Annotated in this window: 23 protein-coding genes; 12 read left to right on the top strand and 11 right to left on the bottom strand. The window is 70.8% G+C overall.

The window, feature by feature from the left end; genetic code table 11:
* Position 1 precedes the first annotated feature (1 nt).
* The 5 genes from pstC to ACFC1W_RS01720 all read right to left on the bottom strand — a co-directional run bounded on the left by pstC (position 2) and on the right by ACFC1W_RS01720 (position 6,141).
* Complete coding sequence (gene pstC, locus ACFC1W_RS01740) at positions 2-946, bottom strand: phosphate ABC transporter permease subunit PstC (RefSeq protein ID WP_375987861.1); 945 nt, start codon at positions 944-946, stop codon at positions 2-4.
* A gap of 73 nt (positions 947-1,019) precedes the next feature.
* Positions 1,020-2,132, bottom strand: a complete 1,113-nt coding sequence (gene pstS / locus ACFC1W_RS01735) for a phosphate ABC transporter substrate-binding protein PstS (protein WP_375987859.1) — start codon at positions 2,130-2,132, stop codon at positions 1,020-1,022.
* Between the two features lie 167 nt (positions 2,133-2,299).
* Complete coding sequence (locus tag ACFC1W_RS01730; protein WP_375987857.1) at positions 2,300-3,238, bottom strand: NUDIX domain-containing protein; 939 nt, start codon at positions 3,236-3,238, stop codon at positions 2,300-2,302.
* The gene (locus ACFC1W_RS01725; RefSeq protein WP_375987855.1) at positions 3,235-5,397 is read right to left on the bottom strand and encodes an RNA degradosome polyphosphate kinase; all 2,163 of its coding nucleotides are present in this window, start codon (positions 5,395-5,397) and stop codon (positions 3,235-3,237) included. The genes ACFC1W_RS01730 and ACFC1W_RS01725 overlap by 4 nt, the downstream gene beginning before the upstream one ends.
* Positions 5,398-5,442: 45 nt before the next feature.
* Positions 5,443-6,141 carry a response regulator transcription factor gene (locus ACFC1W_RS01720; RefSeq protein WP_241111131.1) on the bottom strand — a complete coding sequence of 233 codons (699 nt, stop codon included), beginning with the start codon at positions 6,139-6,141 and terminating at the stop codon, positions 5,443-5,445.
* 148 nt (positions 6,142-6,289) lie between these two features.
* Between ACFC1W_RS01720 and ACFC1W_RS01715 the strand changes: the two genes are divergently transcribed.
* The 4 genes from ACFC1W_RS01715 (at position 6,290) to ACFC1W_RS01700 (ending at position 9,580) form a co-directional block, all read left to right on the top strand.
* Entirely contained in the window at positions 6,290-6,580 is a 291-nt protein-coding gene (locus ACFC1W_RS01715; RefSeq protein ID WP_375987853.1) for a hypothetical protein, read from the top strand.
* A 168-nt stretch (positions 6,581-6,748) separates the two neighbouring features.
* Positions 6,749-7,345, top strand: coding sequence for an FABP family protein (locus ACFC1W_RS01710; protein WP_375987851.1), 597 nt, complete (start codon positions 6,749-6,751; stop codon positions 7,343-7,345).
* Positions 7,342-8,451, top strand: coding sequence for a YgfZ/GcvT domain-containing protein (locus tag ACFC1W_RS01705; protein WP_375987849.1), 1,110 nt, complete (start codon positions 7,342-7,344; stop codon positions 8,449-8,451). The genes ACFC1W_RS01710 and ACFC1W_RS01705 overlap by 4 nt, the downstream gene beginning before the upstream one ends.
* A gap of 28 nt (positions 8,452-8,479) precedes the next feature.
* Complete coding sequence (locus tag ACFC1W_RS01700; protein ID WP_375987847.1) at positions 8,480-9,580, top strand: aromatic acid exporter family protein; 1,101 nt, start codon at positions 8,480-8,482, stop codon at positions 9,578-9,580.
* A gap of 13 nt (positions 9,581-9,593) precedes the next feature.
* Here the strand turns inward: ACFC1W_RS01700 and ACFC1W_RS01695 are convergent, their stop codons facing one another.
* On the bottom strand, positions 9,594-10,433 hold the full coding sequence (locus ACFC1W_RS01695; protein ID WP_375987845.1) for a class I SAM-dependent methyltransferase: 840 nt from the start codon (positions 10,431-10,433) through the stop codon (positions 9,594-9,596).
* Between the two features lie 98 nt (positions 10,434-10,531).
* On the opposite strand from ACFC1W_RS01695, the gene ACFC1W_RS01690 reads away from it, so the two are divergent.
* On the top strand, positions 10,532-11,281 hold the full coding sequence (locus tag ACFC1W_RS01690) for a phosphoglyceromutase (RefSeq protein WP_375987843.1): 750 nt from the start codon (positions 10,532-10,534) through the stop codon (positions 11,279-11,281).
* Positions 11,282-11,355: 74 nt separating this feature from the next.
* Here ACFC1W_RS01690 and phoU read toward each other — a convergent pair whose 3' ends face one another.
* Positions 11,356-12,033 carry a phosphate signaling complex protein PhoU gene (gene phoU, locus ACFC1W_RS01685; RefSeq protein ID WP_241111138.1) on the bottom strand — a complete coding sequence of 226 codons (678 nt, stop codon included), beginning with the start codon at positions 12,031-12,033 and terminating at the stop codon, positions 11,356-11,358.
* Positions 12,034-12,199: 166 nt separating this feature from the next.
* On the opposite strand from phoU, the gene ACFC1W_RS01680 reads away from it, so the two are divergent.
* Together ACFC1W_RS01680 and ACFC1W_RS01675 are read left to right on the top strand one after the other, a co-directional pair.
* Positions 12,200-13,423, top strand: a complete 1,224-nt coding sequence (locus tag ACFC1W_RS01680; RefSeq protein ID WP_375987841.1) for a sensor histidine kinase — start codon at positions 12,200-12,202, stop codon at positions 13,421-13,423.
* Positions 13,420-14,103, top strand: coding sequence for a response regulator (locus ACFC1W_RS01675; protein ID WP_375987839.1), 684 nt, complete (start codon positions 13,420-13,422; stop codon positions 14,101-14,103). The genes ACFC1W_RS01680 and ACFC1W_RS01675 overlap by 4 nt, the downstream gene beginning before the upstream one ends.
* A gap of 73 nt (positions 14,104-14,176) precedes the next feature.
* Here the strand turns inward: ACFC1W_RS01675 and ACFC1W_RS01670 are convergent, their stop codons facing one another.
* Positions 14,177-14,677: a DNA modification methylase gene (locus ACFC1W_RS01670; protein ID WP_375987837.1), complete on the bottom strand. Its 501-nt coding sequence runs from the start codon at positions 14,675-14,677 to the stop codon at positions 14,177-14,179.
* 146 nt (positions 14,678-14,823) lie between these two features.
* Between ACFC1W_RS01670 and ACFC1W_RS01665 the strand changes: the two genes are divergently transcribed.
* Positions 14,824-15,306, top strand: coding sequence for a CarD family transcriptional regulator (locus ACFC1W_RS01665; protein ID WP_191765721.1), 483 nt, complete (start codon positions 14,824-14,826; stop codon positions 15,304-15,306).
* 57 nt (positions 15,307-15,363) lie between these two features.
* Positions 15,364-16,569 (top strand): 2-C-methyl-D-erythritol 4-phosphate cytidylyltransferase, encoded by a 1,206-nt coding sequence (gene ispD / locus ACFC1W_RS01660; protein ID WP_375987835.1) that lies wholly within the window; start codon positions 15,364-15,366, stop codon positions 16,567-16,569.
* A gap of 116 nt (positions 16,570-16,685) precedes the next feature.
* Here ispD and ACFC1W_RS01655 read toward each other — a convergent pair whose 3' ends face one another.
* Positions 16,686-17,153 carry a GNAT family N-acetyltransferase gene (locus ACFC1W_RS01655; protein ID WP_375987833.1) on the bottom strand — a complete coding sequence of 156 codons (468 nt, stop codon included), beginning with the start codon at positions 17,151-17,153 and terminating at the stop codon, positions 16,686-16,688.
* A 43-nt stretch (positions 17,154-17,196) separates the two neighbouring features.
* Positions 17,197-18,129 (bottom strand): DMT family transporter, encoded by a 933-nt coding sequence (locus ACFC1W_RS01650; protein ID WP_375991361.1) that lies wholly within the window; start codon positions 18,127-18,129, stop codon positions 17,197-17,199.
* 42 nt (positions 18,130-18,171) lie between these two features.
* Between ACFC1W_RS01650 and cysS the strand changes: the two genes are divergently transcribed.
* The 3 genes from cysS (at position 18,172) to ACFC1W_RS01635 (ending at position 21,440) form a co-directional block, all read left to right on the top strand.
* The gene (cysS, locus tag ACFC1W_RS01645; protein WP_375987831.1) at positions 18,172-19,713 is read left to right on the top strand and encodes a cysteine--tRNA ligase; all 1,542 of its coding nucleotides are present in this window, start codon (positions 18,172-18,174) and stop codon (positions 19,711-19,713) included.
* Positions 19,706-20,695, top strand: a complete 990-nt coding sequence (rlmB, locus tag ACFC1W_RS01640) for a 23S rRNA (guanosine(2251)-2'-O)-methyltransferase RlmB (protein WP_375987829.1) — start codon at positions 19,706-19,708, stop codon at positions 20,693-20,695. Before cysS ends, rlmB begins: the two co-directional genes overlap by 8 nt.
* 103 nt (positions 20,696-20,798) lie before the next feature.
* Positions 20,799-21,440: an NAD(P)-dependent oxidoreductase gene (locus ACFC1W_RS01635; protein ID WP_375987827.1), complete on the top strand. Its 642-nt coding sequence runs from the start codon at positions 20,799-20,801 to the stop codon at positions 21,438-21,440.
* 18 nt (positions 21,441-21,458) lie between these two features.
* On the opposite strand, the gene ACFC1W_RS01630 is transcribed toward ACFC1W_RS01635, so the two are convergent.
* Positions 21,459-22,769 (bottom strand): DUF4032 domain-containing protein, encoded by a 1,311-nt coding sequence (locus ACFC1W_RS01630; RefSeq protein WP_191765714.1) that lies wholly within the window; start codon positions 22,767-22,769, stop codon positions 21,459-21,461.
* Positions 22,770-22,832 lie beyond the last annotated feature (63 nt).

Below are 22,832 nucleotides of genomic sequence, written 5' to 3'. Positions count from 1 at the left end.
GTCAGTTGGCTCCCGAGAATTCCTTGCGCCGGCTGACGATCCAGCGTGCGACCGCGTTCACGGCGAAGGTGACGATGAAGAGGATCAGGCCCGTCGCGATCAGCACGTTGATGTTCGCGCCATAGGCCTCGGGGAACGTCAGGGCGATGTTCGCGGGGATGGTGCTGGGGTTCTCCGAGGTGAAGAGCCGGAACGTGACGACTCCGGTCGCCGAGAGCACCATGGCGACGGCCATCGTCTCGCCGAGCGCGCGGCCGAGACCGAGCATCGAGGCCGAGACGATGCCGCTGCGGCCGAAGGGGAAGACAGCCATGCGCACCATCTCCCAGCGCGTCGCGCCGAGGGCGAGGGCCGCCTCTTCGTGGAGGACCGGGGTCTGCAGGAAGATCTCGCGGCAGATCGCCGTGATGATCGGCACCACCATCACGGCGAGCACGATCGCGGCCGTGAAGATCGTGCGGCCGGTGGCCGACACGGTGCCGCCGAACAGCGGGAACCACCCCATGTGGGCGTTGAGCCACGCGTAGACGGGCTGGACGGCGGGGGCGAGCACGATGATGCCCCACAGGCCGAAGACGACGGACGGCACCGCGGCCAGCAGGTCGACGACGTAGCCGAGCGCCTGCGCGAGGCGGCGAGGCGCGTAGTGCGAGATGAAGAGGGCCACCGAGACGGCCAGCGGCACGGCCATGAGCAGGGCGAGCAGCGATGCCCACACCGTGCCGAAGGCGAGCGGCCACACGTAATCCCAGAAGTTCGTGGACAGCAGCGAGGCGGTGTCGCCGGTGGCCGTCAGTCCGGGGATGGACTGGACGATGAGGAAGATCGCGACCGCGGCGAGGGTCACGAGGATCATGCTTCCCGCGGCGAGCGCGGTGCCCGAGAACCAGCGGTCTCCGGGCCGCTGCCTGACCTTGCCCATGGCGGGGGAGGTCGTGGTGGTCATGGTGTCCTTCTGGTTCGGGGGGCTTCGGGGTGAGACCCGGCCCGGCGAGAGAGCCGGGCCGGGTCTCGAGGTGTCACTCCGTGACGATCGAGTCGATCGCCGCGGTGACCTTCTCGCGCAGCGTGTCCGAGATGGGGGCGTTGCCCGCCGCGGCGGCCGCGGCATCCTGGCCCTCGGGGCTGGCGACGTACTCCAGGTAGCCCTTGACGATCGGCGCCACGGCGGCGTCGGCGTACTCCTGGCACGCGATCATGTAGCTCACGAGCACGATCGGGTAGACGCCGGCCGCGTCCGAGGTGCGGTCCAGGGCGATGGCGAGGTCGCCCTCGCCGCGGCCGTCCTCGAACGGCGACGCGTCGACGATCGCCGCTGCGGCCTCCGGCGAGTACGCGACGAACTCGTCGCCGACCTTCACCGCGGCCGTCGACAGGCCCTCCTCGGCGGCGCGCGACGCGTCCGCGTAGCCGACCGTGCCGTTGCCGCCGGCGACGGCGGACACGACGCCCGACGTGCCCTGCGCGGCCTCGCCGCTGGAGAGGGGCCACACGCCGTCGGGCTCTGCGGTCCACTCCTCGGGTGCTGCCTGGAAGAGGTAGTCGGTGAAGTTCTCGGTCGTGCCCGAGTCGTCGGCTCGGTGGACCGGGGTCACTGCCAGGTCGGGAAGATCCACGCCCTCGTTCAGGGCGGCGATCGCCGGGTCGTTCCAGTTGGCGATCTCGCCCGAGAACAGGCCCGCGATGGTCGCGGCGTCGAGGTTCAGCGAGTCGACGCCGTCGATGTTGAAGATGACGGCGATCGGAGAGATGTAGGTGGGCAGCTCGATGATGCCCGAGCCGTCGACGCAGCTGTCGAACGGACCGGCCTCGAGCTCCTCGAGCTTGAAGGCACGATCCGATCCCGCGAACGGGAAGGCGCCGGCCTGGAACGACTCGCGTCCCGCGCCCGAGCCCGCCGGGTCGTACGTGATCGTCACGTCGGGGTTGGCGGTCTGGAAGCCGGCGGTCCACGCCGCGACGGCGACTTCCTGGGACGACGCGCCACCGCCGGCGATCTCGCCGGACAGGTCGGAGGTGGTGGGGGCATCGGTCGAGCCACCGGGGGTGGTCTCGTTGGCGGCGCAGCCGGCGAGGGCGAGGGCCGCGACTGCGGCGACAGCGCCCACCTGGGCGATGCGGGAGATCTTCACTGTGTGAATCCTTCACGTGTCAGGGAAAAGAGGCCCGTGTGGGCTTCGGGTGATGAGCCCGGTGCGGGGCTCGCCTGAAACGTAGGCGGGGACTCTTAAGAGAGTGCGCTCGCCGGGTGAACGGAAGGTGAACGGGATGCCACGCGCGAGGCATCCCGAATCTCAGGTCAGACCTTGGGGGTGTGCGTCTCGATGGTGACGATGCCCGAGCCCGGGTTCTCGACCGACAGGTGCACGATCGAGAACGCCGCCGGCTCGAGCGCCGACGCGCTGCCGAGGTACGACCCGCGCAGAGTACCGGTCGCCATCGCGATCTCCGAGAGGATCTCGGGGAGCACCGGTCCGTGGCTGCACAGCACCGCGGGCTTGCGTGCGCGCACGCGCTCGCCGATGACGGTGCGCGCGTCGGAGGCGCCCTCTTCCCACGCGTCCTGACTGATGAGCTTCGACTTGTCGATCTTCCGCCCGAGCGCAGCGGACAGAGGCGCGACGGTCTTCATGCAGCGGACGGCGGGGCTCGAGATCAGCTTGCGGGCGCCGAACGCCAGCAGCGGGCCGACGATCGAGTCGGCCTGTCTGCGGCCGCGAGAGGAGAGCGGACGCGCGGCGTCCTCTCCGTCCCAGTCCTCTCGCCCGATGGCCTTGGCGTGCCGGAGCGCGATGATCGGGAAGGTGCGCAGCACGCCCTCGTCGACCAGGCTCATGAAGTTCTCGACGATCTCGACGTCGACCGGATAGCTCAGACGTGACAGCGCCTTCTTCGGGGTGACCCACTCGAGGGCGGCGATCTCCTTGTTCGGCACGAACGCCGACGCCCGGATCGCCTCGTCCGTAGCCTCGGCCGCCCAGTAGTGCACGATCTTCTGCCGCTTGCTGGGCAGGCGGTAGCGGGAGACGCCGACGGGCACGCCGAGTGCGACGCGGATGCCGGTCTCTTCGAAGATCTCGCGTGCGGCGGTCTCGGCGAGCATCTCACCGGGGTCGACCTTGCCCTTGGGGAGCGTGACGTCGCGGTACTTCGTGCGATGGATCAACAGCACGCGCAGCTTCGCGTCGACGACGCGCCAGACGACGCCTCCTGCGGCGTAGACGGCGGTCTCGGTCATCGCACCGCCCGTGCCCGCCGACGGCGCTGCACGTTCGTCATGGTGCGGTCCTGCACGTCGACCAGGAGCTTGCCGTCCGCGTCGGTGTTGTGCCTCACCCACTCACCGTCGGGGCCGAGGTGCCACGAACTCGATCCGTCGCTCATCGCGAGGTCGAAGAAGTCCGACAGCTCCTTGATGTGGGCGGGTGCCACCACGCGTACAAGCGCCTCGACACGGCGATCGAGGTTGCGGTGCATCATGTCGGCGCTGCCGATGTACACCTGCGGGTCGCCGTCGTTGAGGAACGCGAAGATGCGCGAGTGCTCGAGATAGCGGCCCAGGATGCTGCGCACCGTGATGTTCTCGCTCATGCCGGGGACCCCCGGCTTGAGCGAGCAGATGCCGCGCACCCACACCTCGACCTTCACACCGGCCTGGCTCGCCCGGTAGAGCGCGTCGATGATCTGCTCGTCGACCATCGAATTGACCTTGATGCGCACGCTGGCGGGCTTGCCGGCGAGGGCATTTCGGCGCTCCTTGTCGATGAGCCGCAGGAGGCCCTTGCGCAGGTGGAGCGGCGCGACCAGAAGGCGCTTGAACTTCTTCTCGATCGCGTAGCCGCTCAGCTCGTTGAACAGGCGCGTGAGGTCGCGGCCGACCTGGTCGTCGGCGGTGAAGAGCCCGAAGTCCTCGTAGATGCGGCTGGTCTTCGGGTTGTAGTTGCCGGTGCCGACATGGCTGTAGCTGCGCAGCTTCCCGCCTTCCTCGCGGATGACCAGAGCCAGCTTGCAGTGCGTCTTCAGACCCACGAGGCCGTAGACGACGTGCACGCCGGCCTTCTCTAGCTTGCGGGCCCAGAGGATGTTGTTCGCCTCGTCGAAGCGCGCCTTGATCTCGACGAGGGCGAGCACCTGCTTGCCGGCCTCGGCGGCGTCGATCAGCGCCTCGACGATCGGGCTGTCGCCCGACGTGCGATACAGGGTCTGCTTGATGGCGAGCACGTGCGGATCCTTCGCCGCCTGCTCGAGGAACGCCTGCACACTCGTGGCGAAGGACTCGTACGGGTGGTGCACGAGCACGTCGCCCTTGCGGATCGACGCGAAGATGTCGGGTCGCTCGTTGTTGTCGCCCGGCTGGAACGCCATGGCGGTGGTCGGCAGGTGCGGCTTGAACCGCAGGTCGGGGCGATCGATGCGCAGGTCGAACAGGCCGCGCAGGTCGAGCGGGCCGGGCAGCCGGTAGACCTCCTGCTCGGTGATGTCGAGCTCGCGGATCAGCAGTTCGAGGGTCACCTCGTCCATGTCGTCGGTGATCTCGAGGCGGATCGGCGGGCCGAAGCGGCGCCGCAGCAGCTCGGCCTCGAGCGCCTGGATCAGGTTCTCGGTCTCGTCCTCCTCGATCGCCACGTCCTCGTTGCGGGTCAGGCGGAAGGCGTGGTGGTCGAGCACCTCCATGCCGGGGAAGAGGTCGTCGAGGTGGTTCGAGATGAGGTCCTCGAGCGGCAGGTACCGCCCCGTGCCGTTGGTGGCCGGCACCTCCACGAAGCGGGGGAGCATCGGCGGCACCTTGAGGCGCGCGAACTCCTGGCGCCCGGTGCGGGCGTTGCGGATGCGGATCGCGAGGTTCAACGAGAGTCCCGAGATGTAGGGGAACGGGTGCGCCGGGTCGACGGCGAGCGGCATCAGCACCGGGAACACCTGCGCCTGGAAGTACTCGTAGAGCGCGGCGCGGTCCTCGTCACCGAGCGAGTCGTACGTCACCATCTGGACGCCGGAGTCGGCGAGGGCGGGCATGACGAGCTTCGTCCACGCGTCGGCATGGCGCAGCTGCAGGCGGTGGGCTTCCTGCGAGATGTCGGCGAGCACCTCGGCGGGCGCCCGGCCGACGTTGGTCGGCACGGCGAGCCCGGTGACGATGCGGCGCTTCAGGCCGGCGACGCGCACCATGAAGAACTCGTCGAGGTTGCTCGCGAAGATCGCGAGGTAGTTCGCGCGTTCGAGGACCGGCAGCGTCGGATCCTCGGCGAGTTCGAGGACGCGCTGGTTGAACGCGAGCCAACTGAGCTCACGGTCGAGATAGCGGTGTTCGGGCAGCTGCGCGTCGAGTTCTTCGTCCAGGTCGAAGTCGTCGTCGTCGGCGTCGCCGAGGCCGGCGTCGAGCACGTCGTGTTCGATCATCCCCTCATCATTGCAGGGACAGATGACGAGAGTGCGAATGCTTCCCTAGGCGTCGGTGCGCTCGCGGGGGGTCGGCAGCTGGTCGTCCTCGTAGACGTTGAACCGATAGCCGACGTTGCGCACCGTTCCGATGAGCTGCTCGAGGTCGCCGAGCTTGGCGCGCAGGCGTCGCACATGCACGTCGACCGTGCGGGTTCCGCCGAAGTAGTCGTAGCCCCACACCTCGCTGAGGAGCTGCTCTCGGGTGAAGACACGCGACGGGTGGGTCGCGAAGAAGTGGAGGAGCTGGAACTCCTTGTATGTGAGGTCGAGCGGCTTACCGTGCACCTTCGCGGAGTACGACGACTCGTCGATCGTGATGCCCGACGTCTGGATGCGGGTCGAGACCTGCTCCTTGGTCATGCGGCCGATGGCGAGGCGGATGCGTGCGTCGACCTCGGCTGGGCCGGCGGTGACGAGGATGACGTCGTCGATACCCCAGTCGGTCGACACGGCGGTGAGTCCGCCCTCGGTCACGACGAGGAGCAGGGGCGCGTCGAGCCCGGTCGTGTTGAGGATCTTGCAGAGCGACTTGGCGCCCACGAGGTCGACTCGCGCGTCGACGAAGATGACGTCGGCGCTCGGCGCGTTGACCAGCTGGGCCGGCTCGGCGGGGATCTGGCGCACGCGGTGGCTCAGCAGTTCGAGCGACGGCAGGACAGGACCGCCTCCGTGTGTGGAGCTCAGAACCAGGAGCTGTGCCAAAGCGTCGCCTTTCCAGCGCGCGGGGGTGCGCCGTGCACCCAGTGTAGGGCGTGAGCGGAAACAGCTTCCGCGCGGCGACATCACGCGACGTCGCACGACCTCGACTCCGGATCGTGCGCGCGGGGGACTGTTGGGGAAGAATGGCACCGTGGCAGTTCCAGAGCTCGCTCCGCGCCGGACCATCGGCGGAATCATCGCCGTGTGGGTCGTGGCCGCCGTCATCGGCGTGCTCGTCGGACTCTTCGCCGGCGACGACTGGCGCGCGCAGTGGCTGGCGGTCGGGCTCGGCGGATGCCTCATCCTCGCCTTCATCGTGCAGTTGTGGTCGGGTCGCTCGCAGGGCTTCACCGAGCGTGTCGCCGCCAGCGCCCTCGGCGCCCTCGTCGTGCTGGGTGTCATCAGCCTCGGGTTCGGGCTGGCTGCGATCGTCCCGGGGTGACACACGCCGCGCCGCGGATCGGATCCGGTTTAGGCTAGGAGCCATGGATCTCTTCGCGCTCGAGCTCTTCTTCGTGGGTCTCCTCGGTCTGGCGTCGCTCGCGATCGCCTTCGTGTCCGTCGTCGTCCTCAAGAACCTGTACCGCGGCCAGCGCTGATCGGTCGCGCGATGCTGGATCTGCCGACCGACCTCCCCGCCGACCTCGCGCCGCTCTCGTGGCTCATCGGCGTGTGGGAGGGGACCGGCGTCATCGACTACGCCGACCACGCCTACGCGGGCGAGTTCACGCACCGTGTGAGCTTCAGCCATGACGGCGGCGACTACCTGAACTATTCGGCGAGCGCCTGGCTCCACGGCGAGGGCGACCAGCGCACGCCCCTCGTGGCCGAGATGGGCTACTGGCGCCTCTCGCGTCCTGCGACCGCCGCCGACGCGGGTCCCGGCCTGTTGCCGGCCCTCGAGAGCGCCCCGCCGCGCACCGTCGACGACGTCGAGCTCCTCCGCAACGGCGAAGGCGGCTTCGACATCGAGGTCGTGCTCGTGCACGCCGACGGGGTGAGCGAGCTGTACCTCGGCCAGATCCGTGGTCCGCGCATCGACATCGCCACCGACGCCGTCGTGCGCCCGGCCGGCGCGAAGACGTACGCCGCGGCGACCCGCATGTACGGTCTCGTCGACGGTCACCTGCTCTGGGCGTGGGACATGGCCGCTCTCGGCGAAGAGCTCGGCGCGCACGCGTCGGCTCGGCTCGCGCGGGCGGAATGATGGACTCCCCGTTCGCATCGCTGCCCGGTGCCGTCGTCGATGACGCCGGCCTCCAGCACGTCGGCAACCCGCTGGTCGAGCAGCGCGCGCTCTCGGAGGGCCGCGCCGTCGTTCCGCTCGGCGATCGTGCGGTGCTGGCCGTCCCCGGCGAGGACCGCCTGACCTGGCTCGATTCGCTGACATCGCAGGCGCTGGCGTCGCTGCCCCCGGGCGTGAGCACCGAGCTGCTGGTGCTCGACCCGCAAGGACACGTCGAGCACGCGGCATCCGTCCTCGACGACGGCGAGACCATATGGCTCATCGTCGACCGGCCCGACGCCGAAGGACTCCTCGCCTGGCTGCTCCGCATGCGGTTCCGCCTGCGGGTGGCCCCGCGCGACGCGAGCGACGAGTACGCGGTCTTCGGCGGCACCACCGCGGCCCTGTCCGCGCTCACCGCCGCACAGCCGGGAGGCGTTCCGCTCGTGTGGACCGACCCGTGGCCCGCCGTCTCGACGGGCGGCTGGGGCTACGCCGCCGTCGACCCGCACCCGGGTGCGGCCCGCGACTGGGCCGAGGTGCTCGTCACCCGCGACGAGGAGAAGAGAATCGCGGATGCCGCGGCCGCGGGCGGACTGTCGGTCGTCGGACTCTCCGCCGCCGATGCCCTGCGCGTCGCCGCCTGGCGCCCCCGCTGGTCGGCCGACGTCGACGAGCGCGTCCTTCCGCACGAGCTCGACTGGCTGCGCACGGCCGTGCACCTCAGCAAGGGCTGCTATCGCGGTCAGGAGACGGTCGCCAAGGTGCACAATCTCGGCCACCCGCCGCGGCGCCTCGTCGCGCTGCAGCTCGACGGCAGCGGGAGCGTGCTCCCCGAGCGCGGTGCCGCGGTGCGCGTCGGAGACGACGCGGTCGGCGCCGTCACCTCGGTGGCCCTGCACTTCGAGGAGGGACCGATCGCGCTCGCGATCGTCCGCCGCTCCACACCGGTCGACGCGACGCTGCTCGTCGACACCGAGGACGGCCCGGTCACCGCCGCGCAGGAGGTCGTCGTGCCGCCCGAGGCGGGAGCGACCGCCAACGTGCCGCGCCTGACGAGACTCTCGCGCCGGGCTCCCGCGAAATGACCTGGCGCCCGGGAAGGGGGCGGGCCGCATGAGCGGACCGCCGACCACCACGGCGATCACGACGGGCTGGCGCTCGCGCCTGAACCCGCGACCCGCGCTCGTGCGGGTCCGCGACTCCGGCATCCCGATCCTGCAGATCGTCGTCGCGGCCACCGGTGCGTACGTTTTCGCGCACTACGTGCTGGGGCACCCCGCGCCGCTCCTCGCGGCGACCGTCACCGTGGGCAGCCTCGGGCTGGTGCGCGACGCCCGCCCGCGGCGCGTGCTCGAGACGGTGCTCGGGATGCTGGTCGGCATCCTCGTGGCGGAGCTGCTGCTCCTGCTCACCGGCGACGGCTGGTGGCAGCTCGGGCTGGCGCTCGGCATCACGCTCGTCATCGCGCGGCTGCTGTCGGCGAAGGCCGGCTTCGCGATCGCGGCCGCCATCCAGTCGCTCATCGTCATCATCATCCCGGCGACGGCGCCCTTCCTGCGGCTGATCGACGGGATCATCGGCGGGATCGCCGCTCTCGTCGTCACCGCACTCATCCCGCGCAACCCGCTGCGCGACGCCCTGCGCGAGGGGCGTGCGCTCTTCGCCGCGCTCGACCGGGTGTCCGGCCTGCTCGTGCAGGCGCTGCGGCGTGGCGACCGGCTGCGGGCGGAGCGCGGGCTCGAGAAGGCGCGGGCCACCCAGCCGCTCCTCGACGAGTGGACGCTCTCACTCGAGTCCGGCCGTGCGATCGCCCGCATCTCGCCCTTCCTGCGCCGCCAGCGTGCCGAACTGGAGCGTCAGGACGGCATCCGCGAGTCGGCCGAGCTCGCGTCGCGCAACCTGCGCGTCATCGCGCGCCGCGTCGTCTACCTGTGCGACGACGGCGTGGCCCGACCGGTGGCGGCCGATGTGCTCGCCGAGCTCATGCGCGGGGCGGTGCTGGTCGCCGAGTCGATCGACCACCGCTCCCGTGTGCCCGATGCACGTGCCGCCCTCTCGGCCGTGGCCGCGCGCCTCGATCCGGCGGCGCTGCTGCCCGACGCCTCGCTGGGCGATCAGAACCTCATCGGCGCGCTGCGGCCGCTCGTGGTCGACCTGCTCACGGCGACCGGGATGCCCGCGGCGGAGGCGCGGGCGACGGTCCCCCGCATCTGAGCGGTCCGCGCTCTCAGCTCGCGGGGGTCACCGCCTCCCAGGGCAGCGTCAGTTCGCCGAGTCGCCACCGCGAGCGTTCGAGAAGGGGCCAGCCGGATGCCGCGAGCCCCGCGAGCGCGGTGCGCCAGCGCTCGACGGGACCGAAGGGCGATACTCGCGCAGCGCGCGCCCACTCGGTGTCGAGCTGCCGCAGCAGGTCGTGGATGCGCTCGCCCGGCACGTTGCGGTGGATGAGGGCCTTGGGCAGGCGCTCCGCCGCGATCGACGGCTGCTCGAGCTCCGCCAGCCGCAGCGAGATCGTGAACGTGCGAGGCGCGCCGTCGTCGCCCAGCGCGACCCACGTCGCGATGCGGCCGATCTCGTCGCACGTGCCTTCGACGAGCACGCCGCCGGGGGCCAGCCGCGATGTCATCGACCCCCAGGCCGCCGGGACGTCGGCCTCGTCATACTGACGCAGCACGTTCATCGCGCGGATGATCGCCGGGCGCCGGCTGCCGGCCACCGGCACCTCGAAACCTCCGCGCGCGAACGAGACGTGCGCGTGCGCGGCGAAGGGCGTCGCCCCCGCCCGAACCCGCTGCAGCTGGGCGCGCGCACGCGTCACCCGGGTCGGGTCGATCTCGAGTCCCAGCACCTCGACATCGGGCCGGGCGGCCGAGAGCCGGGCCCAGTGCTCGAACGCCGTCACGCCGCTCGCGCCGTAGCCGAGGTCCACCACGAGCGGATCGGCCGCACGGCGCAGCGCGGAGTGCCGCGCGATCCAGCGGTCGACGCGGCGCAGGCGATTGGTACCCGTGGTGCCGCGCGTGATCTGCCCGACCACCGGCCCAGCCGGGGGTCGGACGGAGCTCACCGGTCCATCGTGCCACCGGCCGCCTGTGAGCCCGCGTGGAGCGCAATGCCACGTCATCGGCCCGGAGCGGCTGCCGCCGCGCCGATATCATGGGGGCCATGACTGCGCCCTACACGCTGATCCTCCTCCGCCACGGCCAGAGCGAGTGGAACAAGACCAACCAGTTCACGGGATGGGTCGACGTCCGCCTCACCGACCAGGGCAAGGCCGAGGCCCAGCGGGGCGGCGAGCTGCTCGCCGAGTCCGGCATCCTTCCCGACGTCCTGCACACCTCGGTGCTGAGCCGCGCCATCCAGACCGCCGACATCGCCCTCGACGCAGCCGACCGCCTGTGGATCCCCGTCAAGCGCTCGTGGCGCCTGAACGAGCGCCACTACGGCGCGCTGCAGGGCAAGGACAAGGCACAGACCCTCGAGGAGTTCGGCAACGAGCAGTTCATGCTGTGGCGCCGCTCGTTCGACGTGCCGCCGCCGCCGCTGCCCGCCGACGACCAGTACAGCCAGGTCGGCGACCCGCGCTACGTCGGCATCGACGGCGAGGTGCCCGACACCGAGTCGCTGAAGATCGTCATCGACCGCATGCTGCCGTACTGGCGCAGCGACATCGTCCCCGACCTGAAGGCCGGTAAGACCGTGCTCGTCACGGCGCACGGCAACTCGCTGCGCGGTCTCGTGAAGCACCTCGACGGCATCAGCGACGCCGACATCGCCGAGCTGAACATCCCCACCGGCATCCCGCTGGTCTACCGCCTCGATGAAGACCTCAAGCCCATCGCACCGGGTGAGTACCTCGACCCCGAGGCTGCCGCGGCCGGCGCCGCCGCCGTCGCCGCCCAGGGCAAGAAGTAGCCCGAACCCGCACAGACGAAGAACGGACCGGATGCCTCGCCCGAGGCATCCGGTCCCTTCTTCGATTCCCGGGCTCAGCCCTTCGTGATGATCTCGATCGCGTCGGTCGACGGGGTCCAGTCGCCGGTCGAGAGGTATGCGACCTTCTTCGCCACCGACACCGCGTGGTCGCCGAACCGCTCGTGGTAGCGGCTCGCGAGCGTCGCGTCGACGGTCGCGGCCGCCTCGCCCTGCCAGCTGTCGCTGAGCACCTTCTCGAACACCGCGACATGCAGGTCGTCGAGCTCGTCGTCGGCGCTGCGGATCGCCTCGATGAGGTCGCCGTCCTGAGTGCGCAGCAGCTCGGTGAGGAGGCGGGCGGCCTCGACGTCGAGCCGGCCCATCTTGAGGAACGTGGACTTCAGTCCCTTCGGGATCGCGCGGTCGGGGAAGCGCATGCGGGTGAGCTGCGCGATGTGCTCGGCGATGTCGCCCATACGCTCCAGCGACGCACTCATGCGCAGCGCGCTCACGACGATGCGCAGGTCGCGTGCGACGGGCTGCTGCCTGGCGAGGATCTCGATCGCGAGCTCGTCGAGCGCGACCGCCTTCTCGTCGATGACGTCGTCTGCCTCGATGACCTCCTCGGCGAGGCCGACGTCGCTCGTGCCGAACGCCTGCGTCGCCTTGTCGATCGCCACCGTGACCAGCTCCGCGATCTCGACGAGCCGAGCCTGGACGTCCTCGAGTGACTGGTGGAAGACTTCGCGCATTCCGACGCACCTTTCCTCTTCGGGGCAGGCTTCCGCCTGCGCGATGGGGCGATCCTCGCCCGCGAAGGTTAACGGACGGTGCCGCCGCGGTGAATAGTATCCGGCCGCGGCCCGCACACGGCTGCTCCGGACGATCGCGCCCGGACGCGCCCTCTACGCTGGTGCCATGGACACGACGCAGCTCGCGCTGCTCGCCCTCCTCGCCGGCGTCGTCATCGGGGGCTCCGTCGCCGCGGTCATCGTCATCGCGCTGCGTGCACGCGACCGCGCGCGGGTCGAGACGTCGCTCGCCATCCCGGACGGGGTGCGCGAAGTGCTGCACGGCATGGACGAGGCGGCCGTCGTCGCCGATGCATCGTTCACCGTGCTGGCGGCCTCTGCGGCCGCCGCGCCGTTCCAGCTCTCCGAGGGCCGCGCGATGCCGGACGAGCAGCTTCGTGCGCTCGTGCGCACCGTCCGGGCGGGCACCACGTCGGAGACGGCGACACTGCGTCTGCACCGCGGCGCGCCACCCGCGGAGCCCCGCCTGGTCGTCGTGCGGGCCACGCCCATCTCGCCCCGGCTGACGCTCCTCGTGATCCGAGACATCACCGAGCGCGAGCGCGTCGAGCAGATGCGGCGGGATTTCGTGGCGAACACGAGCCACGAGCTGAAGACGCCCGTCGGTGCCGTGACGCTCCTCGCCGAGGCGATCGAGTCGGCCGCCGACGACCCGCCTCAGGTGCGGATCTTCGCGTCGCGGCTGACTGCCGAGGCGAACCGGCTCGCGCTCCTGACGTCGCGCATCCTGAACCTGTCGCGCCTGCAGTCCGCCGACGAGCTCACCGAGGAGCGCGACGTCTCGATCGACGAGGTGGTGGCAGCCGCGGTCGACACCCACGCCATCCAGGCCGGCTCCGCCGGCGTCGACGTCGTGCGAGGCGGCACGCGCGGCCTCTGGGTGCGCGGCGACGCGCAGGTGCTGAGCGAGGCGGTGGGCAACCTCGTGGCCAACGCGATCGCCTACTCGCCGCAGGGTTCGAGTGTCGGCGTGGGCGTGAAGTCGGTCGACGGCGTCGTCGAGATCGCCGTCACCGACCGGGGCATCGGCATCGCCGAGGGCGACCAGGACCGCGTGTTCGAGCGCTTCTACCGCGCCGACCCCGCCCGCGCCCGTCGCACCGGGGGAAGCGGGCTGGGGCTGTCGATCGTGAAGCACGCGGTCCAGCGCCACGGCGGCGAGGTGCGACTCTGGTCGCGCCCCGGACGCGGCTCCACCTTCACCATCCGGCTGCCCGAGATCGCGCCGCCCGCCGACCAGGCGGATCCCCAGCGCGGTCGCAGGAAGAGCAAGAAGCGCTCGCGCGCCGAAGCATCCCGCCCCCTCTCTACGAACGGAGAACCTGTATGACCCGCGTCCTGATCGTCGAGGACGAGCCCGACCTCGCCGACCCGCTCGCCTACCTGCTCCGCCGCGAGGGCTTCGAGGTCGAGATCGCCGAGGACGGACCGGCGGCGCTCACCGCGTTCCGCGAGCGCGGCGCCGACATCCTCCTGCTCGACCTCATGCTTCCGGGGATGCCGGGGACCGAGGTGGCTCGGCAGATCCGCAGCACGTCGACGGTGCCGATCATCATGCTGACGGCGAAGGATTCCGAGGTCGACATCGTCGTGGGGCTCGAGCTCGGCGCGGACGACTACGTCACGAAGCCGTACTCGGCCCGTGAGCTGCTCGCGCGCATGCGGGCGGTGCTGCGCCGGTTCGCACAGGTCGACGCCGACCTGGACGAGCGCGTCCTCGACGCCGGGCGCGTGGTGCTCGACATCGATCGGCACACGGTCGCGGTGGACGGCGCTGAGATCAGCATGCCCCTCAGGGAATTCGAGCTGCTCGAGGTGCTGATGCGCAACGCTGGCCGGGTGCTGACCCGTGGCCAGCTCATCGACCGCGTCTGGGGGAGCGACTACTTCGGCGACACCAAGACGCTCGACGTGCACATCAAGCGCATCCGCTCGCGCATCGAGGTCGACCCGAGTGCGCCCGTCATGCTCGTGACGGTGCGCGGTCTCGGCTACCGCTTCGAGGGCTGATCGAGACAGACCCGGCACGACGAAGCCCGCCGCGCATCTGCGCCGGCGGGCTTCGATGTCGTCGGGTGCGGGCTCAGCCCTCGGTGGCCTCGGCCACGCTCGGCACGAGCGGCGCGAGGTACGGAAGCTCGCCGTCGAGGACGGGCACCGGGATGAGCGTGCCTCCGGCGTCGCCCGACTGGAAGTAACCGGGGATGTCGGCGCCCGCAGGCGTGTCGAGGTCTTCGACCAGGATGGGGTCTTCACCGTCGGCGCCGAGGCTGATCGTCGTCTTCGCGGGCACGCGCACCGTGAGGGGGATCGACGAGGAGCCCTCGCCGAGCTCGATGCGCAGCGTGTGCGACTCATCGGTGTCGTTCACGATGGCGGCGACGAAGTTGCCGGCGGAGCCGTCTTCGTTCGCGACGATGAACGCGTTGCGCACGTCGAGCGGGCCGTTGTCGTAGACGTTCACGCCCTCTGCCGCCGAGTACTCGATGGTCGTCGCCTGCGGCGAGATCATGCTGCAGCCGGTCGTTCCGAGAGCCAGAGCGGCCCCGACGGCGATCGACGCGATGAGGCGGCGCGAGTTCACAGATCCTCCCAGGACGGATGACGGCTTCTTCAGCATTCTAGGGGGTCGGCGCGACGGCTGTGGGGCGCCTCCCCGGCGCCCGGGGTGGAGAACCTTAGCGTATGTCGCCTGTGGTATCCTGGAGGTTGCCGAAAGGACATAACTCCATGCTTTTTGAGGTTGGCGAGACGGTCGTTTACCCCCACCACGGCGCGGCAACGATCATCGAGGTCAAAGACCGCATCATCAAGGGTGAGACCAAGAAATACCTGAAGCTCAACGTCACGCAGGGTGACCTGATCATCGAGGTCCCCGCTGAGAACGTCGATCTGGTCGGCGTACGCGATGTGATCGGCAAGGAAGGCCTCGACAAGGTCTTCGAGGTGCTGCGCGCTCCCTTCACCGAGGAGCCCACGAACTGGTCCCGCCGCTACAAGGCGAACCTCGAGAAGCTCGCCTCCGGCGACGTGATCAAGGTCAGCGAGGTCGTGCGCGACCTGTGGCGCCGCGATCAGGACCGCGGCCTCTCGGCCGGCGAGAAGCGGATGCTCGCGAAGGCGAAGCAGATCCTCGTGTCGGAGCTCGCGCTCGCTGAGAAGACCGACGAAGAGAAGGCCAGCGTCATCCTCGACGAGGTCCTCGCCTCCTGAGGCCCCGCCCCTTCAGCGTTCTCCTGACCTCACGCGGCACCCGCTAGCGTGGATCGGGTGACCATCGCACCCGTTCCCCGCATCGGCATCATCGTGGTCGCGGCCGGATCAGGCACGCGGCTGGGCGCCGGGGCGCCGAAGGGGTTCGTCGGCATCGACGGGCACACGATCCTGCGCCACGCGCTGGAGCGCGTCTTCGACGCCCCCGCCGCGCAGGTCGTCGTCGTCGCCCCGCGCGGGCGCGAGGGCGATGCGCTGAGCGAAGCCCTCGAGGCCGCGGGCGACCGCCGCGACCTCGTGACGGTCGTACCCGGTGGGGCGACCCGCCAGGCGTCGGTGCAGGCCGGGCTGTCGGCGCTGTGGGCCGACGTCGAGATCGTGCTCGTGCACGACGCCGCGCGGGCGCTCACGCCGCCCGAGGTGTTCATGAGGGTGATCGAGGCGATCGAGTCGGGCCAGGCCGCGGCGATCCCCGTGCTGCCCGTCGTCGACACGATCAAGCGCGTCGACGGCGCCGAGATCATCGGCGGGGTGGACAGGTCTGAGCTGTCCGCCGCGCAGACGCCCCAGGGGTTCCAGCGCGAGGTGCTCGACGCCGCCTATCGGGACGCGACCGCCGACTTCACCGACGACGCCGCGCTCGTGGCCGACGCCGGCCATGCCATCGCGGCCGTGACGGGGCATCCGCTCGCCTTCAAGATCACGACCGCGGACGACCTCGACCGCGCGCGCAGCATCGTCGCCGACCGGCCGATCGCGACCACCTCGGCGCGCATCGAGCACGACGTCGCGATCCCGCGGGTCGGGCTCGGCACCGACGTGCACGCGTTCGGCGGCGAGGGCGCGCTCTGGCTGGCGGGCCTGGAATGGCCGGGGGAGCGGGCCCTGTCGGGGCACTCCGACGGCGACGCGGTCGCGCACGCCATCGTCGACGCTCTGCTCGCGGCCGCCGGACTGGGCGACATCGGCACTCACTTCGGCACCGACCACCCGGAGTACGCCGGCGCGCATGCCGATGTGTTCCTCGGCCGCACGCTCGGACTGCTCGGCGAGGCCGGCTGGCGGGTCGGCAATGTCTCGGTGCAGGTGCAGGCGAACCGCCCGCGCTTCGCGGCGCGCCGGGCCGAGGCCGAGGCGACCCTGTCGGCGGCGCTCGGCGGCGCGCCGGTATCGGTGTCGGCCACGACGACCGACGGGCTGGGGTTCACCGGCCGGGGTGAGGGAGTCGCGGCCTTCGCGGTGGCGCTGGTCGTCAAGGCCTGACTCGTCGTCCCCCGTCGCCGGATCAGGGGATTCGGCGGATTCAGGCCGTTCTGCGCCGGATCCGCCTGATCTCGCCGAATCGCCTGATCCGGTCGACGCGGCGGCGCCCGTCGCGGTCAGAGCGTGCGGGTCATGAACATCGAGTAGGGATCCACCGCGTAGCCCTCGAACGGCCCGCACTCGGTGAACCCCTCGCTCTCGTAGAGCCGCTGGGCGGGGAGGAACTCCTCCGTGCTTCCCGTCTCGAGCCACAGGCTCGTCATGCCGCGTGCGCGGGCCTCCGCCACGATGTGCCGCAGCAGCGCGCGTCCGATGCCGTAGCCGCGGAAGCGGTCGTCGACCCGCATCGACTTCAGCTCGCCGCGCTCGGCGTCCATCCTCTTGAGTGCGCCGATGCCCGCGAGGTCATCGTGGACCCACGCCGACCAGAACGAGACGGCGGGGTCGCGCAACGCGTCGATATCGAGAGCGTGGACACTCTCGGGCGGCGAGGTCTCGCGCATGCCGGCGAGGTGGAACGCGATGAGCCGCCGCGTGGCGTCGCCGCTCAGGTCGTCGGGCTGGATGCGGATCGTGGCGTGCATGTCGCAGGCCAGTGTGCCACCCGCGCGTTGCGGACAGGTTTCGTCAGGCCTCGACCGCGTACGGCTTCGGGTCGCGGGGGCCGCGGGAGCCCCACGCGAGCAATGCGAGGCCGGCCGCGAGCACGACGAGCCCGACGATCGCGAGCACCGAGAGCTGCTCACCGAGCACGCTGATGCCCAGGATGCTCGCGGTCAGCGGCTCGCCGAGCGTGAGCGTGGCGGCGGTCGCGGCGGTGAGCCCGCTGAGCCCCCAGGTGAACAGAACGTAGGCGATGGAGATCGTCCCGAGCCCGAGCCACAGCGCCATGACGACGCCGCTCGTGGTTTCGAGCCAGGCGAGATCGACGAACGGCAGCGCGAGCGCGCACAGCACCGCCGACGAGGCGCCCATGGCGCCGACAACGGTGAACGGATCCCAGCCGTCGTCGAGCAGACGGCGCTGGGCGTTGGCGATGACCGCGAACGAGGCCCCCGCGCCGATCGAGCCGAGCAGCCCCAGCGGGTCGGTGCCGCCGGTGCCTCCCGCCTCGCCGCCGAAGCCGAGCAGCACCACGCCGAGCGTCGCGAGGGCCGTCGCGCCCATCCAGGTCGGTGACGGCATCCGTCGCGTCAGCGCCCACTCCAGCAGCCCGGCGAGGATCGGCGCGGATCCGAGCGCGACCACGGTGCCCACCGCGACGCCGTTGAGCCCGGTGCCGAGGAAGAACAGCGGCTGGTACACCGACAGGCAGGCCCCGGTCAGCACCATGAGCGACAGCGGCCGCAGCGTCAGCCGGGGTGGGGGAGCAGCGTCGGCCGGCCGGCGACGCGCGTGGCGGGCGGCGAGCAGGAACGCGAGGACCGCCAGTCCGGTGCCGCCGATGACCATTCGCATCACGCCGATCGACAGCGGGGTGGTGCCCTCGGGTCCGAGCGCCTGCGACGTGCCCGTGGTACCGAAGAGCATTGCGGCGGCGAGGACGGCGAGCACATGCATCACACTCAGTTCTAGCGGATACCCGGCCGGTAGGCTGATGCGGTGACGGTTCAGCTCTACGACAGCAAGGCTCAGGCTCTGCGCGACTTCGTTCCGCTCGACCCCTCGAATGTCACCATCTACGTCTGCGGCCCGACGGTGCAGTCCGGCCCGCACATCGGCCACCTCCGCGGCGCGTTGAGCTTCGACATCCTGCGTCGCTGGCTCGCCTACCGCCACGGTCGCGTGACGTTCGTGCGCAACGTCACCGACATCGACGACAAGGTGCTCGCGAACGCCTCCGACGGCGAGCCGTGGTGGGCGCTGGCCTACCGCATGGAACTCGAGTTCACCCGCGCGTACACCGCGATCGGCATCCTTCCCCCCACCTACGAGCCGCGCGCGACCGCGTCCATCCCGCAGATGCAGGAGTTGATCGAGCGCCTGATCGAGAAGGGTCACGCCTACTCCGCGAAGGAGGGGACGGATGCCGCGGGCGACGTGTACTTCGACGTCCGGTCGTGGCCGTCCTACGGCGACCTGACCCGGCAGAGCCTCGACGCGATGGAGCCGGCCGCCGACGCCGATCCGCGCGGCAAGCGCGACCCCCGCGACTTCGCCCTGTGGAAGGGCGCCAAGGTCGACGAGCCGTCCTCGGCGACGTGGGACTCGCCCTGGGGGCCCGGCCGGCCCGGCTGGCACATCGAGTGCTCCGCCATGTCGCGCCGCTATCTCGGCCCCGAGTTCGACATCCACGGCGGCGGCCTCGACCTGCGCTTCCCGCATCACGAGAACGAGCTCGCCCAGTCCACCGCGGCCGGCGACCCGTTCGCCCGGTACTGGGTGCACAACGGCCTCGTGACGGTGAACGGCCAGAAGATGTCGAAGTCGCTGTTCAACTTCGTGCTCGCCGCCGATGCGCTCGAGGAGTTCGACCCGCTGGTCATCCGCTACGCCCTGCTGGCCGCCCACTACCGCTCCAGCCTCGACGTCTCGCAGCGCGGTTTCGACGAGGCCCGCGCGGCCGTCGACCGCATCCGCACGTTCCTCGAGCGCGTGCAGCGCATGCCGAGCCCGTTCGAGTGGAGCGCCGAGCGGCCCGAGGGTGTCGACGCCGACGCGGAGCATGCGGAGCCCGAGTCGGGCGGCCCGTGGTCCGACGGGGTGCCCGAGGCGTTCGCGTCGGCGATGGACGACGACCTCGGCGTTCCCCAGGCGCTTGCGGTCGTGCACGAGGCGGTCCGCGCGGGCAACTCCGCTCTCGACGCGGGCGACGACGCCGGCGCGTGGGAGTGGGCGCTGCAGGTGAGGAAGATGACCGGCATCCTCGGCGTCGACCCGCTCGACGAGCAGTGGACGTCGACGGATGCCTCGGCCGAGGCATCCGCTCTCGACGCCCTGGTGCAGACGATGCTGGCCCAGCGCGCCGACGCGCGGGCAGCCAAGGACTGGGCGGCGGCCGACCGCATCCGCGATGCGATCGCCGCGGCAGGAATCACGCTGGAAGACAGCGCAGACGGAACACACTGGGGTATCGCCGATACCCCTGCTCCGCGCCGCGGAGCCGACGGGGCGCAGCCCCGCGTGAGGAGAACAGATGGCTAAGCCAGGACGCCCCGGCGCCGCAAAGGGCAAGAAGGGCCCCACCAAGGGCACCGGAGGCAAGAACAAGCGCTCTCTCGAGGGTCGCGGACCGACCCCGAAGGCGGAGGACCGCGCGTGGCATCCCGCCGGCAAGCGCAAGGCGGCCGCTGAGCGCTACACCGCCGCGGGCGGCAAGGGAAAGCCCGGTGGCTCGGGCCAGAACCGCGCGCCCCGCGGGAAGAAGGACGACGACACCGAGACGGTCACCGGCCGCAACTCGGTGCTCGAGGCGCTGCGGGCGAAGATCCCCGCGACGGCGTTCTACATCGCGCAGCGCGTCGAGATGGACGACCGCGTGAAGGAGATGCTCTCGATCGCCACGCACCGCGGCATCCCGGTGCTCGAGGTCACGCGGCCCGAGCTCGACCGCATGGCCGGCTTCGACGGCGTGCACCAGGGCGTCGCGCTGAAGGTGCCGCCGTACGAGTACGCCCACCCGCAGGACCTCCTCGAGGAGGTCATCGACGCGGGCCAGACGCCGCTGTTCGTCGCCCTCGACGGCGTCACCGACCCCCGCAACCTCGGCGCGATCATCCGGTCGACGGCCGCCTTCGGCGGTCACTGTGTGATCGTGCCGCAGCGGCGCTCGGCGAGTGTGAACTCGGCTGCCTGGAAGACCAGCGCGGGCGCCGCGGCCCGCATCCCGGTGGCGATCGCCGCCAACCTCACGTCGATGCTCAAGGAGTTCAAGAAGCAGGGCGTGTTCATCCTCGGCCTCGACGGCGGCGGCGACGTCTCTCTGCCGAGCCTCGAGCTGGCCGACCGTCCCGTTGTGATCGTCGTGGGCTCCGAGGGCAAGGGACTGTCGCGTCTCGTCACCGAGACCTGCGACCAGATCGTGTCGATTCCGATCTCGGGCGCCACCGAGTCGCTGAACGCCGGGATCGCAGCATCCGTCTCGCTCTACCAGGTCGCGACCCTGCGCGCGCAGAAGCAGGATTGAGCGGATGCCGCGGCCCGGCGCATTCCCGGGAATGAACCCGGCCGCACTCCGCTTGTGATCCGAGAGCCGGCCGTCGCCGGCACCACACGTCGAAAGGCAGGACATGGCACGCATCGCCGTCATCGGAGGCTCGGGATACGCCGGCCGTCACATCGTCGCCGAGGCCGTGAGCCGCGGTCACACCGTGCTGTCAATCGCACGGCGCATCCCGAGCGAGCGGCATGAGGGCGCCCTGTACATCGAGGGCTCGCTGACCGATGTGCCCGACCTGCTGGTGCAGCTGGAAGGCGTCGACGTGGTCGTGTCGGCCGTGGCCGCGCGCGGCGAGATGGAGGGCCTGGTCCGCCCCAACGTCGCCGCGCTGGTCTCACTGCTGCCGGACGACGTGCGCGTCGGCGTGATCGGCGGTGCGGGCGGCAGCCTCGTCACCGAGGGCGGCGAGCGGGTCGTCGACCTGCCGTCGTTCACCGAGGACTACAAGGCCGAGGCGCTCGAGGCGATCGGGATCCTGGAGGACCTCAAGGCCGGACCCGAGTCGCGCGACTGGTTCTACGTGCACCCGGCCGGCGGGTTCGGCGCCTGGAACCCGGGCGAGCGCACCGGCTCGTACCGCACCGGCGGCGACGTCATCGTCACCGACGCCGAGGGCGAGTCGTTCATCTCGGGCGCCGACCTGGCCGTCGCCGTCGTCGACGAGATCGAGCACCCGAAGCACCCGCGCAAGCGCTTCACCGTCGGCTACTGACGCCGGCGACGAGCCTGGTCAGACGAGGTCGCGCCAGTCGATGTCGTCGTCCTCGTCGTCGTCGACGACCGGCATGCTCGAGGTGACCACCGAGAGCGACACGGTCTCGGTCGGCGGCCCCATGAGGGTGGCCTCGTCGCGGCGATGGCGCAGCACCTCGTCGATGTAGCTCGTGAGCACCTCGGCGAGGGGGACCGAGCGGCCGCGCGCCTGCGACATGTACCAGCGGTGCTCGAGCACCTGGTGGAACACCTCGGCGGGCTCGAGTTTGGCGCGCAGGTCCCACGGGATCGCCTTCACGACGGGCTCGAAGACGCGGGTGAGCCACTCGTGCGCGACCATCTCCTCGTCGTCGCCGAGGCGCGAGATGCGCACGCGGAACTCGTCGAGGTCGTTCAGCAGGCGCCGTGCCTGGTTCTCCTCGACATCGAGCCCGGTGAGTCGGATGAGCCGGCGCGTGTGGTGCCCGGCGTCGACCACCTTGGGCTGGATCGACACGCGCGTGCCGTCGGCCGTCGTCTGGATCGACATCTCGCCGATGTCGAAGCCGAGGTCGTTGAGGCGCTGCACCCGCTCGGTGAGCCGCCACGACTCGTCGACGCCGAACGACTCCTTGTCGTGCAGGGCCGCCCACAGCGAGTGGTAGGACGAGACGATGCCGTCGGCGATCGCGATCGCGTCGACGCCGCCCTCGAGCCGGCCGCCCGCCTCGAGATCCATGATCTCCCCGGCGATGTTGGTGCGGGCGACGTCGAGGTCGTGCGCGCGCTGCCCTGGCGTCAGACCCGTCTCGTGCAGCTCGCCGGTCTCGGCGTCGACGAGGTAGGCCGCGAAGGCGCCCGCATCGCGGCGGAAGAGCGTGTTCGACAGCGAGACGTCGCCCCAGAAGAAGCCGACGTTGTGCAGTCGCACGAGCAGGGCGGCCAGGGCGTCGACGAGGCGGGTCGCCGTGTCGGGCCGCAGCACCTGCGTGAACAGCGCGCGGTAGGGGAGCGAGAACTTCAGGTGCGCGGTCACCAGCGCGGCAGGGAGGGGCTTGCCCGCGGCATCCGTCCGCCCTGCGATCACCGCGATGCGCTGCACGCACGGCACGTCGAGGCGGTCGAGGTTGCCGAGCATGTCGTACTCGCGCCGGGCCATCTGCGCGGTCGTCTCCTTGATGGCGACGACGCGCCCCGACAGGTTGGCGAAGCGGACGAGGTGCCGCGAGATGCCCTTCGGCAGGTAGACGATGTTGCTCGAAGGCCAGTCCGCGAGTGTGGTCGACCACGGCAGCGTGAGCAGCCCCGGGTCGACGCTGCTGGCCGTGATGCTCAACGACTCCGGCACGATCACCCTCCTGGAAATGCGCAACGGCGCGGGGGGAATTCTCCCACCCGCGCCGTTACGACC

Origin of the sequence: Microbacterium sp. NPDC056003, from assembly GCF_042274785.1 — a bacterium.
Taxonomy (GTDB): Bacteria; Actinomycetota; Actinomycetes; order Actinomycetales; family Microbacteriaceae; genus Microbacterium.
Note: the sequence above shows the minus strand (reverse complement) of the source record. Positions and strands in the feature narration are given on the sequence as shown.

Coding starts and splice junctions, on each gene's coding strand:
- ACFC1W_RS01730 (WP_375987857.1), bottom strand. CDS start 3,238: ATGACCGAGACCGCCGTCTACGCCGCAGGAGGCGTCGTCTGGCGCGTC.
- ACFC1W_RS01675 (WP_375987839.1), top strand. CDS start 13,420: ATGACCCGCGTCCTGATCGTCGAGGACGAGCCCGACCTCGCCGACCCG.
- ACFC1W_RS01705 (WP_375987849.1), top strand. CDS start 7,342: ATGATGGACTCCCCGTTCGCATCGCTGCCCGGTGCCGTCGTCGATGAC.
- ACFC1W_RS01680 (WP_375987841.1), top strand. CDS start 12,200: ATGGACACGACGCAGCTCGCGCTGCTCGCCCTCCTCGCCGGCGTCGTC.
- ACFC1W_RS01635 (WP_375987827.1), top strand. CDS start 20,799: ATGGCACGCATCGCCGTCATCGGAGGCTCGGGATACGCCGGCCGTCAC.
- pstC (WP_375987861.1), bottom strand. CDS start 946: ATGACCACCACGACCTCCCCCGCCATGGGCAAGGTCAGGCAGCGGCCC.
- ACFC1W_RS01690 (WP_375987843.1), top strand. CDS start 10,532: ATGACTGCGCCCTACACGCTGATCCTCCTCCGCCACGGCCAGAGCGAG.
- ACFC1W_RS01650 (WP_375991361.1), bottom strand. CDS start 18,129: ATGCATGTGCTCGCCGTCCTCGCCGCCGCAATGCTCTTCGGTACCACG.
- ACFC1W_RS01710 (WP_375987851.1), top strand. CDS start 6,749: ATGCTGGATCTGCCGACCGACCTCCCCGCCGACCTCGCGCCGCTCTCG.
- ACFC1W_RS01700 (WP_375987847.1), top strand. CDS start 8,480: ATGAGCGGACCGCCGACCACCACGGCGATCACGACGGGCTGGCGCTCG.
- ACFC1W_RS01665 (WP_191765721.1), top strand. CDS start 14,824: ATGCTTTTTGAGGTTGGCGAGACGGTCGTTTACCCCCACCACGGCGCG.
- phoU (WP_241111138.1), bottom strand. CDS start 12,033: ATGCGCGAAGTCTTCCACCAGTCACTCGAGGACGTCCAGGCTCGGCTC.
- ACFC1W_RS01655 (WP_375987833.1), bottom strand. CDS start 17,153: ATGCACGCCACGATCCGCATCCAGCCCGACGACCTGAGCGGCGACGCC.
- rlmB (WP_375987829.1), top strand. CDS start 19,706: ATGGCTAAGCCAGGACGCCCCGGCGCCGCAAAGGGCAAGAAGGGCCCC.
- ACFC1W_RS01725 (WP_375987855.1), bottom strand. CDS start 5,397: ATGATCGAACACGACGTGCTCGACGCCGGCCTCGGCGACGCCGACGAC.